Raw genomic sequence first — 14,060 nt, 5'->3', positions numbered from 1 at the left:
GATCCCGCGAGCGCAGCGACCGCCCGTCGCTGTGCGGTCGGTCGACTTGCTTAGAAACCTAAAGTTCCTTTACTCTTTCTAGTATGACGTTGACCGAGCGGGAGCGCGAGATCGTCGCGCTGTTGCGGGCGGACCCGATGATCACCCCCGCCCAGATCGCCGAACGCGTCGCCAGCAGCCGGGCCGCGGTCAACGTGCACCTGTCAAACCTCGGCAAGAAGGGGGCCATCCTCGGCCGCGGCTACATCCTGCGCGAGGACCGGGCGGTCGTCGTGATCGGCGGGGCCAACCTGGACGTCAAGGCCCGCAGCGCACGCTCCGTCACGCCGGGCACCAGCAACCCGGGTCACGCTTCGATGTCCCCCGGCGGGGTCGGGCGCAACATCGCCGAAGCCCTGGCCCGCCTCGGCACCAACACCCACCTAATCTGCGTCGTCGGCCGGGACCCGGCAGGCGAACGGCTGCTCGCCGACACCCGTGAGGCCGGGGTGCACCTGGACCATCTGCACCGCAGTGACGGCCCCACCGGCACCTACACGGCCGTGCTGGACGCCGACGGCGAGCTGGCCGTGGCCGTCTCCGACATGACCGCGACGCAGGAGCTGCGGCCCGAGCACGTGACCGGCGCGAGGGACCTCATCGGCAACGCCGACCTGCTCCTGCTCGACGGCAACCTGCCTGCGGACACCGTTGCCGCCGCCCTCGACCTCGGCCACGCCGCCGGCGTCCGGTGCGTCCTCGAGCCGGTCAGTGTGCCGAAATCGGCCGCCCTCGCGGCCCTCATCCAAGCCGACCGGCCGCTGTTCGCCATCACCCCCAACCGCGACGAGCTGCAGGCCATCACCGGCCTGCCGGCGGGCACCGAGCCACAGCTGCTCGCCGCCGTGTCGTCGCTGCACGACCGCGGCGTGCACCACGTCTGGGTGCGCCTCGGCGCACACGGCAGCCTCTTCAGCACCGCCGGCGAAGGGCACCAGCTCATCGCCGCCTGGCCGGTCGAGGTGGTGGACGTGACCGGCGCCGGGGACGCCATGCTCGCGGCGTTCGCCCACGCGCTCCTCACCGGCCACGAGCCGGCCGTTGCGGCACGGCACGGTCACGCGGCCGCCGCGCTGACCATCCAGAGCACCCACACCGTCCGACCGGACCTGACGCCCCGGCTCATCCAGGACGTCCTGCAACAGCAGGCCCAAGACACCCAAGAGACCCAGCACATCCCGGAAGGCACCAAGACCCCATGACGACACGGACCGCACCACACCCCGCCCTCACCCTGACCCCCGAGGTCGAGCAGGCCCTGCGCGACGGCCGTCCTGTCGTGGCCCTCGAGAGCACGATCATCAGCCACGGCATGCCCTACCCGCAGAACGTCGCCATGGCCACCGAGGTCGAGCAGATCCTGCGCAGCCACGACGTGGTCCCGGCGACCATCGCGGTGCTGCACGGAAAGCCGCGGATCGGCCTCGAGCCGGACGACCTGGAGCTGCTCGCATCGGCCCCCGACGTCGCGAAGGTCAGCATCCGGGACCTGCCGTATGTCGTGGCGAGAGAGCAGCACGGCGCCACCACCGTGGCAGCCACCATGCGCCTGGCCGCGCTGGCCGGCATCCGCGTGTTCGTCACTGGCGGGCTCGGCGGCGTCCACCGCGGGGCACCGCAGAGCTTCGACGTGAGCGCGGACCTCACCGAGCTGTCGACCACCGAGGTCGCCGTGATCAGCGCCGGGGTCAAGAGCATCCTCGACATCGGCCTGACCCTGGAGAAGCTGGAGACCCTCGGCGTGCCGGTCCTGTGCAACGGCACCGACGAGTTCCCCGCCTTCTACTCACGCCAGAGCGGGTTCGAGGCGCCGCTGCGCGTCGACGGCGCGGAGGAGATCGCCGCGATCATGCACGCCAAGTGGGATCTGGGCATCGCCGGCGGCATCGCCGTGGCCAACCCAATCGCCGCGCAGGACGAGATCCCCTCTGAGCGCATCTCGGGCATCATCGACCAGGCCCTCGCGGACATGAATAAGCGCGGGATCCACGGCAAGGACGCGACTCCCTACCTGCTCGGCCGGATCGTCGAGATCACTGGCGGCGAGAGCCTCACCGCCAACATCGCGCTGGTGAAGCAGAACGCCGTCCTCGGCGCACAGATCGCCACGGCCTACACCGCCGGGTGACCCGCGCCGGAGGAGGGTGCCGGATAGGTTGGCGGACATGAACGCCGGACCCAGGGATGTCCTCGTCTTCTACGCACCAGTCGGGGCGACGCAGTCCGTCCTCGACGCGATCTTCGCCGCGGGGGCCGGGGCAGTGGGTGACTACCGCGAGTGCGCCTTCACGGCGCGAGGCACGGGCCAGTTCCGGCCGGTCGCCGGCGCGAACCCGGTGATCGGTGCGGTCGGCGACCTCGAACGCGTCGCCGAGGACCGGGTCGAGGTCATGCTCCCGAGGAGCCGGCGGCGCGCGGTCGTGGCGGCCCTGCGGGCAGCCCACCCCTACGAGGAGCCGGCCTTCCACCTGATCGAGTGCGCCGACCCGGAGCACTGATCCGAGAGAGCTTCAGGGCTGGAGCAACGCCCCCGTGGCGGTCAGGATGCTCCGGCCGGTGGTGTCGACCAGCTTCTGCGCCGCGATGCTGCGCGCTTGCTCCGACGACTGGTAGCGCAGCGCAGGTGAGGGGTCGGCGGCGATCTGGCAGATGAGGTCGGCGACGGAACCGGGCGACTGACCGCCTCCACCCAGGTCGGCCATCATCGCGTTGTAGCGATCGATGAGCTCCCGGTAGGGATCGTCAGTGGTGATGTTGCCCACCGCGCCGCCGAGGTTCGCGAAGAATGCGGTGCGCACCGGTCCGGGCTCCAGCACCGAGATGTGCACGCCGAACTCGCGCATCACCGCGGCCAGGCCCTCCATGAGGCCCTCGACCGCGAACTTTGAGGCGTTGTAGGCATCGCTGAACGGCATACCCACCACACCGTTCATGCTCGTGACGGTGATGACCCGGCCGGCTCTGGCGGCCCGCATGCCGGGCAGCACGGCCTTGGTCACCCGCGCGACCCCGAGGAAGTTGAGCTCCATCGACTGCGCCAGCGCCTGGATGCTGAGTTGCTCCAAGGTGCCGCGGTGCCCAGCCCCCGCGTTGTTGACCAGCAGGCCCACACTGCCGTGGTCGGCGAGGACCGATCCGAGACACGCATCGACCGAGGCGTCGCTGGTGACGTCGAGCGCCCGCACCTCCACGGCCTGCTGCTCCATCGCCACCTGCCGCAACGCGTCCGCCGCGTCGGGGCGGCGAGCCGTGGCGACGACGTGCCACCCGGCCTCGGCCAGGGCCCGGGCGGCGGCCAAGCCGATTCCGCTGCTGGCCCCCGTGACCACCGCGATCGAACCCATGTCGGCCCCTCTCCTTCTGGACGAGGTGCGCTCCAGTCCTGTCGACGGTCCTGGGACGACGTCGGACGCGCGCCATCGGCATCGTCCCAGATCTGGCGGGCTCCTGTCCGGAGGTCAGGCCTTGTCCTCGGGACGCCAGCCCTTGTCGTAGACCGCCGCGAGCCGGGTCAGGGCGACAGCCGCCAGCAGCAGGCCGAAGTCACGCAGTGCGACGTCGTAGAAGCCGGAGTACGTGAGCAGGTTGATGATGATGCCCGCGAGCCACAACGCCACGACATACGACGCATAGCGAGGCCGGAGGAAGACCAGGATGGCGGCGACCACCTCGATGCTCCCCACGATGACCATCGCGGTGTGCGCGCTGAACGGCAGCAGGTTGACGATCCACGGGGCCAGGTAGCTCTCCCAGTTGGTCATCAGGTTGACGTACTTGTCCAACCCCATCAGCAGGGGCAGGGCGATGAATCCGATCCAGAGCACGAGGAACGCGCCGTAGGCCGGCTCGGTCCGGGCGCGGTGAAGAGCGTCGGAGACGCCATGGACCGTGGTGGTGTGCGGGGTGGAGGGGTGAGCAGCGGTGGCAGCCATGGGAACCTCTTTCTAAACACAATTGAACGTATTTTTAGATTCCCACTGCCCGGGCCGCCTGTCAATGGCCCGTTGAGGTCAAGGGTGGAGGCGAGCCGACTGGGGGCGGAGCGGAGCACCATCGACCATCGACGCCAGCAGTCCGCCGGTACAACGGCACGAGGCCCCTTCCAGGATCTGGAAGGGGCCTCGTGCCGTGCTACGACGTGGTAGCGGGGGCAGGATTTGAACCTGCGACCTCCGGGTTATGAGCCCGGCGAGCTACCGAGCTGCTCCACCCCGCGTCGGTAACCACGACGATACGGCACCTCAAGGGTCAGAGCAAATCGGCGCCGCGTCCCCACGGTTACGGAGTCTTGGTGCCCGACGGCGCGGAGGGCATGGTCACCGAACCACCCTCCGGGGCCGCCGCCACCGCTTTGGCGAGCGCCGCCTCGAGCCGCTTCTGCGCCTCGCCGTAGGCCGCGAAGTCGCCCCTCTTCAGCGCGGCCTGACCGTCGCTGTAGGCCTGCTGCGCCTCCGCGAGAGCCTGGTCGAGCGCGGTCTTGTCGACCTTGCCGGTCGTGGTGGAGCTGGGACCGGACGATGGGGAGCTCGACGACGTCGGGGTGGGGCCTTCCGAGCCCTGTGACCCAGAGTCGCCCGCCGTGGCGCCGGAGTTGCCGCCGAACAGACCGTCGAGCGCTCCGTCCAGCGTGTCCGACCAGGCCAGCTTGTTGCCGAAGGCCGCCACGATCGCCCGCGACAGCGGGTAGGACGAGCCCGTCTTGGCACTGACGTAGATCGGCTCGACATAGAGCATGCCGCCGCCGACCGGCAGGGTGAGCAGGTTGCCGAGCTGGATCCGGGAGCCCTCCTGCCGGTTCAGCGACAGGAACTGCGACAGCGTCTGCGGGAACCGTGGCGAGCTGACGTTGGAGGACTCGATGTCGTTCTGGACCTGACCGGGGCCCTTGACCGTCGTGTCCCGTGGCAGCTCGAGCAACCGGATCTGGCCGTAGTCCTGGCGACGCTTGCCGTCCTTGTCGCCGGCGTTGGCATCCACCGCCATGAACCCGGCCAGCACCGGCCGGTCGCCCGTCGGCATGAAGGTGGTGGTCAGGGAGAACTGGGGGGACTTCTGGCCCGGCATCGCCACGCTGAGGTAGTAGGGCGGCTGCGGCACCTTGACCTGCTCCTGCGTCGGGTCGTCCGGCACCAGCCAGTAGTCGCCACCACCGAAGAACGACTCCGGGTCGGTGACGTGGTACCTGGCCATGAGGGTGCGTTGGACCTTGAACAGGTCCTCGGGGTAACGCAGGTGCGACATCAGGTCGCCATCGATCTTGGCCATCGGCTCCACCGACCCGTGGAACGCCTTCGACCAGGCCCGCAGCACCGGGTCGTTCTTGTCCCACGCGTAGAGGTGCACGGACCCGTCGTACGCGTCCACAGTCGCCTTGACCGAGTTGCGGATGTAGTTGACCTTGCCGGCCTGGATCGCGCTGACGCTGGTCGTGCGCTCGGTGAGGGCGTCCGAGGTCGCGGACCCGATCGACTGGAGCGAGGAGTAGGGGTAGTGCGCCGAGGTGGTGTAGCCGTCCACGATCCACTTGACCCGACCGTCCACGACCGCCGGGTACGGGTTGCCGTCGACCTTGAGCCAGGGGGCGACCCGCTGCACCCGCTCGCGCGGGCTGCGGTGGTCGAGCAGCCGCGAGTCGGAGTTGACCGTGTCGGTGAGCATGATCTTCAGGTTGCGGTACTTGATGGCATAGGCAGCCTTCTTGAAGAAGGAACCGATCGGCACCCCGCCGTCGCCCTGGTAGGTGTTGTTCTTCTGCCCGGTCTTGCTCTGGTCGGGGTAGTCCAGCTCGCGAGGAGTGCTCCCCTTGGGTCCTCCCACGATGGAGTAGATCGGTGACTTCTCACCGAAGTAGATCCGTGGCTCGAACTTGCCGAGCGGACCGACCGGCGGGATGTTCTTCTCGAAGAAGACCGGCTGGCCGTCGGCGCCCCGCTGGTTGCCGTAGGCCGCCACGACGCCGAAGCCGTGGGTGTAGACGGTGTGGTCGTTGATCCAGTTGCGCTGGTCGGCAGGCACGCCGGACAGGTCGAGCTCGCGCACGGCGATCACCGTGTCCCGGCTCTTGCCGTCGATCGTGTAGCGGTCGACGTCGAGCGAGTCGGCGAACTTGTAGTAGGACTTGACCGCCTGCAGCTGCTGGAAGGTCGGCGAGACCAGGCTGGGGTCGACCAGCCGGATGCCGGGGATGGTCTGCGCGTCGTCGCGCAACTGGCCCTGGTTGGCCGTGGTCGTGGCGTCGTAGGTCTCCGAGTCGGTGGTATCGATGTTGTAGGCCGCGCGGGTCGCCTTGATGTTGCGTTCGATGTAGGGGGCTTCGAGGGTCTTCTCGGACGGCTTGACCTTGAAGTTCTGGACCAGGGCCGGGTAGATGCCACCGACCGCCACGGCGAGGACCAGCAGCAGCGACAGCCCCAGCAGCGGGAAGCGCCACGACCGGGTCCAGATCGTGGAGATGAACAGTGCGGCGCAGACGATCGCCGCGACGGCCAGGATGGCCTTGGTCGGCAGCACCGCGTGGGCATCGGTGTAGGTGATGCCCGTGATCAGGTGGGACTCCTTGGTGGTCAGGTCGTAGCGGTCCAGCCAGTAGCTGGCCGCCCGGACCAGCACGATGGCCGCGAGCAGCACGCACAGGTGGATGCGGGCGGCGGTCGTCGTGTGGGCGCCGCGGCCCTGCAGCTGCAGGCCGCCGTAGACGTAGTGCGTCAGAGCCGCCGCGAGCGCACCCAGGATGAGGATCATGGTGAAGAAGCCGGTGAGGAAGTCCAGCCACGGGAGCGTGAAGACGAAGAAGCCGATGTCCTTGTGGAAGGCGGCATCGGTGCTGCCGAACGGCACCCGGTTGATCCACAGCAGGACGGTCTTCCACTGGGCGGCGGCGGCGATGCCCGCGAAGAGTCCGACGGCTGCCGGCAGCGCGATGAACGCGAGGCGCCGCAGCGGCTCGAGCATCTCCCGGTAGTGGTCGAGGTTGCGCTGCTCCGCGGTGACGGGGGCATAGATCGGGCGGGTCCGGTAGGCGATGAGCAGGCTGGAGGCGATCACGGCGGCCGTCACGACGCCGGCGGCGAGGAAGAGCAGGACCTTGGTGATGAGCTCGGTGCGGAACACCTGGGCGAAGCCGACGCTGTCGAACCAGAGCTTCTCGGTCCACAGCTGGGCGCCGACCGCGACGAGGATGACGATCACCGCGACGATCACCAGGGTCGGGACGAGCGCTCGCGGCCGTCGTCCACCGGGCACGTGCCCGCCCGGACGGGGACCCCGGCTTCTGGGGCCGCCGGAGCCTTCTCCGTCGTCGCCGCCCCTGCCGCCCTGGCCGAACCAGTCCCGCTGTGTCACCGATACACCCGATCTCGCCGCTGGCCGTGCCCACGCACGCTCTTGTGTGGGGTCCAACCTAACTGAGCGGGGGATGGTTCCCGGCACCACCCTGCATGCGGCAGCATGGTGGCCGTGAGCTCACCGGTCCAGCACGCCCTCAGCCCCCTGGCCCGTTCGGCGATCGACGCCGAGCGGCACGTCGGCGCGGCCGGCTGGGACCAGGCTCCCCGCCTGTTCGCGCTGGTCCGCACCGCCGGGCTGCTCGAGCGGGAGCCCCAGCTCGCGGCCGAGCTGGGGTCCTCCGACCCGGACGGCTTCACCGCCATCGAGCAGGAGGGTATGCCGCACACCTCCTCCCTGGAGTCGCTGCTCGGCCGTTTGGCGTGGCCGCCCGAGGTGGACGGCGTCGCCCTCGCCGTGGAGCGCATCGTGGTGCCGCCCGACGCGGAACAGGACCTGCCCGCGGACCCCGACCAGGCGACCGAGGTGCTCGCCGCCCACCCGGCACGCAAGGACGTGCGGCTGCTCGTTGCGGTGCTGCGTGAGGGCGAGTCGATCTGCCTGCTGCGTCAGCGGGACCACGACAACGACGACGACGTGGCGGTCGGCAAGGACCTGGCGCCCGGCCTGGTGCACGCCCTGGCAGTCACCCTGCAGGATTAGGGCTTCTCGACCCCGGTGCAACGGGGCAGGTCGGCCCGCTCGCCCTGCCCGATCTGCTTGACCAGGTGCCGGGCCTGGTCGAACGTCGAGACCTTGACCACCTGCAGACCGTCCGGGACGTGGTCGACCACCTCGTCGCAGTTGGCGGCCGGGGCGAGGAACCACTGAGCGCCGGCGTCGCGGGCGCCCACGAGCTTCTGCCGGATCCCGCCGATCGGGCCGACGTTGCCCTGGCTGTCGAGGGTCCCGGTGCCGGCGAACCGCACTCCTCCCGTCAGCTTGCCCGGGGTCAGCGTGTCGTAGATGCCGAGGCTGAACATCATCCCGGCTGACGGGCCACCCACGTGGCCGGCATAGATGTTGACGTCCACCGGGAAGTGGAAGCGGGGAGCCAGGTAGACGCCGACCACGGTCCGGCCACCGGACTTGCCGGTCGGCACCTGCAGGGACAGGTTTTTGCCCTTGCGCTCCACCGTCATGGGCACGCGGGTGCCCGCCTTCTCCTTCTCGATCAGCCGCTGCGCCGCGGCAAGATCGGGAACCGGCGTCCCGCGGACCTTGCGGATGAGGTCTCCTTCGCGCAGTACACCCTGGGCGGGCGCCTTCGGCAGGACCGCCGCGATGACCACGTCCTCGGGAACCTTCTTGCCGATCGCTCGCAGGGCGATGACCTTCGCCTCGTCCTGAGACCCCTGCATCTCCGCGGTGTTGCGCTGCTGGATCTTCTTCCCGCTCACGTTCTGGGGAAAGACCTCCTTGACCGGGACGACCTCGCTGGAGGAGTCGAGCTCGGCGCTGACCCAGTCCCAGACGTTCACCGGGTAGTTGGGCCCGCCGTAGAGGGAGACCGTGGTGAAGTCGAGGGCGCCCGCCGTCGGGTAGGTCCTGGTCCCCTTGACCGTGATGATCTGCCTGCCGTCGATGGTGCCGAGGGTGTTGGTGGCCGGCCCCGGACGGTAGATCGCGTAGGGCAGGTGGATGAGGCTCATCGCCGCCGCCACGGCGATCGCGATGACCACGAGGGCGAGCGCGGCGGCGGTGCGGCGGCTGATGCCGGTATGCGGTGGCGCGGGCACGGGCCCATCCGTCACGGAAGCCCCACCCACTCGTCCGTGCCGTCGGTGAACTGCTGGTGCTTCCAGATGGGAACCTGCGCCTTGAGCGTGTCGATGAGCTCACGGCATACCTCGAAGGCAGGCGCCCGGTGGGGCGCGCTCACGGCCGCGACCACGGCCAGGTCCCCGATCTCGAGCGCGCCGGTGCGATGGACGGCTGCGATGGCCAGCACGTCGGGTCGGGCGGCCAGGCGCTCCGCGATCTCGGTCAGAGCTGCCACGGCCGTGGGGTGCGCCGAGTAGTCGAGCCCGGTGACGTCGCGGTCGTGGTCACGCTCCCGGACGATCCCGACGAAGGTGGCGATGGCGCCGGCGCGGGGGTGCCGCACGGCTGCCATCACCTCGTCCACGGAAAGGGGTGTGTCCCTGACCTCGGCCATCACGACCCCGGTGCGGTCGGTCTGCTCCATGCTCGTGCTCACCCTCCTGATGCGTCGACGGGGCATGATTGCAGCCGTCGCTGTGCGCCACGCCGGCAGCGCCCGAGACGGCCCGGCCGGCGGGTCTTGCGCCCAGAGCGAACCCCGCCCCGCGGGGAACTCACCAGGGCCTCCTCGTGGTTATCTGGAGGAGAGAACCATCCTCTCAGGAGGCAAGGAGCGCCGCGTGCCTGATACACCCACCCCGCCCCCGTCCGGCCGTCCGGACGACGAGCCCGACTTCGAGGCGATGCTGCGGTCGCTGCTCGGCGACACCGACAACCCGGATGTGGCCAAGGCCCTCGGGGCAATGGGCCTGGACCAGTCCGACCCGGCGACCATGGGCATGATCTCGGCGCAGCTCAAGGCGATGTTCAGCGGCGAGGGCGGCGCCTTCAACGTGGAGATGGCCCACGACGTGGCGCGCAAGACCGTCTCGGCCGCCGGCGACTCCTCTGTCTCGGCCGCGATGGTCAGGGACGTGACCCAGGTCGCGCAGGTGGCCAGCCTGTGGCTCGACGAGGTCACCGACCTCGGCGCACCCAGTGCTGGGGTGCACGCTTGGAGCCGGGCGGAATGGGTCGAGCAGACCATGCCGGTGTGGCAGCAGCTGGTCCAACCGGTGGCCGAGGGGGTCAGCAGCGCCATCCAGTCGGCGATGAAGGAGCAGCTCGGCGGGTTGGGCGGTGAGGGGTTGCCCGGGATGCCACCCGGGCTGCCGCCGGGCATGGACCCGAGCGCGCTGATGGGCCAGATGGAGCCGATGATCGCGCGGATGAGCGGTTCGATGTTCGGGATGCAGGTGGGTCAGGCCGTGGGCACGCTCGCCGCCGATCTGGTGACCGGCACCGAGGTCGGCCTGCCCCTCGTCCCGGACCACGCGGTCGTGGTGCTCCCGGCCAACGTCCAGGCCTTCGCCGAGGGGCTGTCGGTCGACGCCGGCGAGGTGCACCTCTACCTCGTCGTCCGCGAGGCCGCCAGGGTCCGCCTGTTCGCAGGGGTCCCGTGGCTCGGTCCGCAGCTCATCGCCGCCGTCCAGGCGTATGCCCGTGACATCCGGATCGACACCGAGGGCATCTCCTCGGCCATCACCTCGGTCGACCCCTCCGACCCCGCAGCGATGCAGGAGGCCCTCGCCGGCTCGCTGTTCACACCGGAGCCGAGCGCGGCGCAGCAGTCGGCCCTGCGCCGGCTGGAGACCTACCTCGCGCTCGTGGAGGGCTGGGTCGACGTCGTCACCGAGCGGGCCACGAGTCGGCACCTGCCGCACGTCGCAGCGCTGGGCGAAGCGGTCCGCCGCAGGCGTGCCTCCGGGGGTCCCGCCGAGCGCGTCTTCAGCCAGCTGGTCGGCCTGGAGCTGAGGCCCCGCCGGATGCGCGACGCCGCCAACCTGTGGGCGGCGCTCGAGTCGTCCGCCGGCCCGCAGGCCCGCGACGCGGCCTGGGCGCACCCCGATGTGGCGCCGACCGCAGCCGACCTGGACGACCCGCTCGGCTACGTCGAACGGGTCGGCCACCCCACGGCCGACGACACCGAGATGGACGCAGCCCTCGATGCGCTGCTGCGCGGAGACCTGGGGTCGAGCGGCGAGATCGAGGAACCGGGGAGCGACGAGACCGGGGGCGACGACCCGGGCGCCGCGGGCGGGGTCGACGACGGCCCCGCACGGTGACCGAGGCCACCGGGGGCCCGTCCGCGTCGGCCGAGGACGAGGCACGAGGGCCTGCTGAGGTGCGCCGGTCCGAGGGGCTCGCGCACCTGCACGCCGACGCCGTGCGGTTGCTGCAGCGGTGGGACGCGCCGGACCTGGCGCAGGACTTCCTGGCGCAGGCCTTCCTCGACCTGCTGCTGGGCACCGGGCCGGCCGCGGTCCACCGGCACGGGCCGCCGGGCCACCTGACCGCCAGCGCGATCGTGCTCGACCGGGCCGGTGCGCGGGTGCTGCTCACGCTGCACCGCAAGGCGGGTCGATGGTTCCAGTTCGGTGGTCACCTCGAGGCCGACGATGCGGACGTCCATGCCGCCGCGACACGGGAGGCCCGCGAGGAGTCCGGGATCCTCGACCTGGAGCTGGCTCCCGGCATCAGCGAGCTCTCGATCCATGACCTTCCCCCGACGTTCGGCAACTGCCGAACGCACTTCGACGTGCGGTTCGCGGGGACGGCGCCGGCCGGTGCCGGCCACGCGGTCAGCGAGGAGTCCCTCGACGTGCGGTGGTGGCCGATCGACGACCTTCCCGCCGAGGCGTCACCGGACCTGCCGCGGCAGATCGCGGCCGCCCGGCGCCACCTCGGGCTCGGCTGACGATCACGGGCGTGACCGTCACCCACCGGTGCGGTCATCGCGGCTGGGTGGCCTCCGTGCCGTCCGGGTCCCAGTCGTCCGCGGGGTCGTCGTCGGACAGGTCCAGGCCCGCGGTCGCGGCCACCCCTTCGAGGTAGCCGCGGGCCCGCTCGGTGCGCGGATAGGCCGTGAGGAGTCCCCAGAAGGTCTCGCCGTGCCCCGGCTGCAGCAGGTGGGCGAGCTCGTGCAGGATGACGTAGTCGAGCACCCAGCCGGGCATCCCCTTGAGCCGGTCGGAGATGCGGATGCTGGCGTCGGCGGGCGTGCACGATCCCCACCTCGAGTTCTGGTTGTCGACCCAGCGGATCGTCCTCGGCAGGGCCGCTCCCCCCAGGTAGCGCCGGGACAGGCCCTGGGCCCGCTCCATGAGCTGGGTGTCACTGGGCCGCCTGCGACGCTCCCCGGCGTCGAGCTTGCGCAGCATGGTGTCCACCCACCGGCGCTCGTCGGCCGCGCTGAGGTGGCCCGGGATGAGCACGATCGTGCGGCCGTCCTCGCGGTAGGCACTCACCGTGCGCCGCCGCCGTCTGCTCCGCCGCACCTCGATCGGTCCGCTGCTCATCTTCCGACGATAATCCACAACGCCGACGTCGCACGGGACGCGCGCGGCCTGTGGACAACCCGCGACACCGCAGGTCAGCACCGGTGGAGCCCGTCGGTGGCCGGCGAGGACACCTTCGCGGACGGAGTCCGGCGCGGGAGCCCGAGGGGGGCGAGAGCGGGTCCTGAGCACGAAAACACGCCCGGAAACACCCCCACGAAGTGCGATGTTGTGCTCAGCCTGGTTTAGGGTGATCGGAGTCCGGTGCCGCGGCAGAGCGGTGCGACAGACAAGGAGACGAACACGTATGGCTGAGACCGGCGAGACCTACAAGGGCGACTTCTACTGCGTGAAGTGCAAGGAGAAGCGCGAAGCTGAGGGCAACGTGGTCGAGACGAACGGCCGTCGCATGGCCAAGGGCAAGTGCCCCGTGTGCGGCACCAACCTCAACCGCATCCTGGGCAAGGCGTGACCTGAGAGCACGACGAAGGGGCGGGACCCGGCAGCTGCCGGGTCCCGCCCCTTCGTCGTGCCTGTGGACAGCGGCCTCCCGGCAGTCCGGTGCGGTGGCAGGGTCGAGCATGTTGCCCAGCCGGAGGTCCCGATGTCTGTCCGTCCCCGCCTCAAGAACCACGTCCGAGCGTTGCGCCGGTCGCCCGACGCCGTGCAGTTCGGCCTGCTCCCGGACACGGGGTTGGTCGTCGAAGGCCTGAGCGAGGACGAGATCACGCTGGTCGAGCACCTCGACGGCAGCCTGGACCACACCCAGCTGTATGCCGTGGCGCAGGACCGTGGCGTCAGCGCCGCCCGCCTGGACCTCCTGCTCGCCGAGCTGCGCCGACACCGCCTCCTGGTCGAGGACCCCACGGACCGGGCCGACCTGTGCCTGCTCGAGCGGGCACCACAGGATACCCAGCGGTGCGACGCCGACGGCCTGGCCCTCGCCTACCGGCTGGCGGGTGACGGCCTGCGCCAGCTCGCGGCCCGGCGCCGGCGCTACGTCCTCGTCGGAGGCAGCGGCAGCCTGCCCGAGGCGGTCTGTGCGCTGCTGATCGCCGGAGGTGTCGGGCGGGTGGACGCCGGCGCGGCCGGTTTCGACGCGGCCGTGCAGGCCCTCTCACCCGGCCGCGTCGAGGAGGGGAGCGCGCTGGTGGTCCGCCCCGACCTGGTGCTGCTGCCCGCCAACTCCGCGCTGCCTCCCGGAGCCGGCGCGCCCTGGTGGCGGCACGGCATACCGCACCTGCCGGTGGTGGCCCAGGGCCACCGCGTCGTCATCGGGCCCCTCGTGCTGCCCGGTGCCGGTCCGTGCCTGGACTGCCTCGACCTGCACCGGCGCGACCGCGACCCCGCCTGGCCCGCGCTGCTCACCCAGCTCGCCCCTCCCCTGCCCGGGCCGAGCCGGCCGGTCGAGGCCGAGAGCACGCTCACCGCGACCGCGGCGGGGCTGGTGGCGATGGTGGCCCACGGTCACCTCGACGGCCTGCGGCTGCCCGTGGGGGTCTCGCTCGAGCTCAACCTTCCGTGGCCGTGGCTGACGCACCGCGAGTGGACGTCACACCCGGGCTGCACCTGCACGCAGTGACGCGATCGACGGGCAGCCGGTCCGATGCCCGTTCA

General features: G+C 70.7%; 14 protein-coding genes and 1 tRNA gene. 8 read left to right on the top strand and 7 right to left on the bottom strand.

What is annotated here, in order from left to right:
* Positions 1–83: 83 nt before the first annotated feature.
* From FCN22_RS15240 to FCN22_RS15230, 3 genes are read left to right on the top strand one after another with little or no spacing between them, the layout of a single operon-like run.
* Positions 84–1,241, top strand: coding sequence for a carbohydrate kinase (locus tag FCN22_RS15240; RefSeq protein WP_137122409.1), 1,158 nt, complete (start codon positions 84–86; stop codon positions 1,239–1,241).
* Entirely contained in the window at positions 1,238–2,167 is a 930-nt protein-coding gene (locus FCN22_RS15235; protein WP_137122408.1) for a pseudouridine-5'-phosphate glycosidase, read from the top strand. The genes FCN22_RS15240 and FCN22_RS15235 overlap by 4 nt, the downstream gene beginning before the upstream one ends.
* 37 nt (positions 2,168–2,204) lie before the next feature.
* Complete coding sequence (locus FCN22_RS15230; RefSeq protein WP_137122407.1) at positions 2,205–2,537, top strand: YqfO family protein; 333 nt, start codon at positions 2,205–2,207, stop codon at positions 2,535–2,537.
* A 12-nt stretch (positions 2,538–2,549) separates the two neighbouring features.
* On the opposite strand, the gene FCN22_RS15225 is transcribed toward FCN22_RS15230, so the two are convergent.
* From FCN22_RS15225 to FCN22_RS15210, 4 genes are all read right to left on the bottom strand, one after another.
* Positions 2,550–3,383 (bottom strand): SDR family oxidoreductase, encoded by an 834-nt coding sequence (locus FCN22_RS15225; RefSeq protein WP_137122406.1) that lies wholly within the window; start codon positions 3,381–3,383, stop codon positions 2,550–2,552.
* Positions 3,384–3,497: 114 nt separating this feature from the next.
* On the bottom strand, positions 3,498–3,971 hold the full coding sequence (locus tag FCN22_RS15220; protein ID WP_137122405.1) for a hypothetical protein: 474 nt from the start codon (positions 3,969–3,971) through the stop codon (positions 3,498–3,500).
* 207 nt (positions 3,972–4,178) lie between these two features.
* Positions 4,179–4,255: transfer RNA gene (locus FCN22_RS15215), tRNA-Met, on the bottom strand.
* Between the two features lie 62 nt (positions 4,256–4,317).
* Positions 4,318–7,380, bottom strand: a complete 3,063-nt coding sequence (locus FCN22_RS15210) for a UPF0182 family membrane protein (protein WP_238384768.1) — start codon at positions 7,378–7,380, stop codon at positions 4,318–4,320.
* A gap of 105 nt (positions 7,381–7,485) precedes the next feature.
* On the opposite strand from FCN22_RS15210, the gene FCN22_RS15205 reads away from it, so the two are divergent.
* Complete coding sequence (locus FCN22_RS15205) at positions 7,486–8,025, top strand: PPA1309 family protein (RefSeq protein WP_137122404.1); 540 nt, start codon at positions 7,486–7,488, stop codon at positions 8,023–8,025.
* Here FCN22_RS15205 and FCN22_RS15200 read toward each other — a convergent pair.
* Positions 8,022–9,101: a YlbL family protein gene (locus tag FCN22_RS15200; protein ID WP_137122403.1), complete on the bottom strand. Its 1,080-nt coding sequence runs from the start codon at positions 9,099–9,101 to the stop codon at positions 8,022–8,024. The two genes, FCN22_RS15205 and FCN22_RS15200, sit on opposite strands and share 4 nt — an antisense overlap.
* Positions 9,102–9,112: 11 nt before the next feature.
* Entirely contained in the window at positions 9,113–9,550 is a 438-nt protein-coding gene (locus tag FCN22_RS15195) for a molybdenum cofactor biosynthesis protein MoaE (RefSeq protein WP_137122402.1), read from the bottom strand.
* 196 nt (positions 9,551–9,746) lie between these two features.
* Between FCN22_RS15195 and FCN22_RS15190 the strand changes: the two genes are divergently transcribed.
* Entirely contained in the window at positions 9,747–11,231 is a 1,485-nt protein-coding gene (locus tag FCN22_RS15190; RefSeq protein WP_238384767.1) for a zinc-dependent metalloprotease, read from the top strand.
* Positions 11,228–11,863 carry an NUDIX hydrolase gene (locus tag FCN22_RS15185; protein ID WP_202911607.1) on the top strand — a complete coding sequence of 212 codons (636 nt, stop codon included), beginning with the start codon at positions 11,228–11,230 and terminating at the stop codon, positions 11,861–11,863. The genes FCN22_RS15190 and FCN22_RS15185 overlap by 4 nt, the downstream gene beginning before the upstream one ends.
* Before the next feature lie 34 nt (positions 11,864–11,897).
* Here FCN22_RS15185 and FCN22_RS15180 read toward each other — a convergent pair whose 3' ends face one another.
* Positions 11,898–12,464: a M48 metallopeptidase family protein gene (locus FCN22_RS15180; protein ID WP_202911606.1), complete on the bottom strand. Its 567-nt coding sequence runs from the start codon at positions 12,462–12,464 to the stop codon at positions 11,898–11,900.
* A gap of 286 nt (positions 12,465–12,750) precedes the next feature.
* On the opposite strand from FCN22_RS15180, the gene FCN22_RS21930 reads away from it, so the two are divergent.
* Positions 12,751–12,915, top strand: a complete 165-nt coding sequence (locus tag FCN22_RS21930) for a DUF5679 domain-containing protein (protein ID WP_137122401.1) — start codon at positions 12,751–12,753, stop codon at positions 12,913–12,915.
* Between the two features lie 132 nt (positions 12,916–13,047).
* Positions 13,048–14,025 carry a TOMM precursor leader peptide-binding protein gene (locus FCN22_RS15170; protein WP_238384766.1) on the top strand — a complete coding sequence of 326 codons (978 nt, stop codon included), beginning with the start codon at positions 13,048–13,050 and terminating at the stop codon, positions 14,023–14,025.
* Positions 14,026–14,060: the final 35 nt, after the last annotated feature.

Source organism: Segeticoccus rhizosphaerae (genome assembly GCF_005222685.1).
Classification (GTDB): domain Bacteria; phylum Actinomycetota; class Actinomycetes; order Actinomycetales; family Dermatophilaceae; genus Segeticoccus; species Segeticoccus rhizosphaerae.
The sequence above is the reverse complement of the archived record's forward strand: the minus strand, read 5'-3'. Positions and strand labels throughout refer to the sequence as shown.

Coding starts and splice junctions, on each gene's coding strand:
- FCN22_RS15240 (WP_137122409.1), top strand. CDS start 84: ATGACGTTGACCGAGCGGGAGCGCGAGATCGTCGCGCTGTTGCGGGCG.
- FCN22_RS15235 (WP_137122408.1), top strand. CDS start 1,238: ATGACGACACGGACCGCACCACACCCCGCCCTCACCCTGACCCCCGAG.
- FCN22_RS15230 (WP_137122407.1), top strand. CDS start 2,205: ATGAACGCCGGACCCAGGGATGTCCTCGTCTTCTACGCACCAGTCGGG.
- FCN22_RS15225 (WP_137122406.1), bottom strand. CDS start 3,383: ATGGGTTCGATCGCGGTGGTCACGGGGGCCAGCAGCGGAATCGGCTTG.
- FCN22_RS15220 (WP_137122405.1), bottom strand. CDS start 3,971: ATGGCTGCCACCGCTGCTCACCCCTCCACCCCGCACACCACCACGGTC.
- FCN22_RS15205 (WP_137122404.1), top strand. CDS start 7,486: ATGGTGGCCGTGAGCTCACCGGTCCAGCACGCCCTCAGCCCCCTGGCC.
- FCN22_RS15195 (WP_137122402.1), bottom strand. CDS start 9,550: ATGGAGCAGACCGACCGCACCGGGGTCGTGATGGCCGAGGTCAGGGAC.
- FCN22_RS15180 (WP_202911606.1), bottom strand. CDS start 12,464: ATGAGCAGCGGACCGATCGAGGTGCGGCGGAGCAGACGGCGGCGGCGC.
- FCN22_RS21930 (WP_137122401.1), top strand. CDS start 12,751: ATGGCTGAGACCGGCGAGACCTACAAGGGCGACTTCTACTGCGTGAAG.
- FCN22_RS15170 (WP_238384766.1), top strand. CDS start 13,048: ATGTCTGTCCGTCCCCGCCTCAAGAACCACGTCCGAGCGTTGCGCCGG.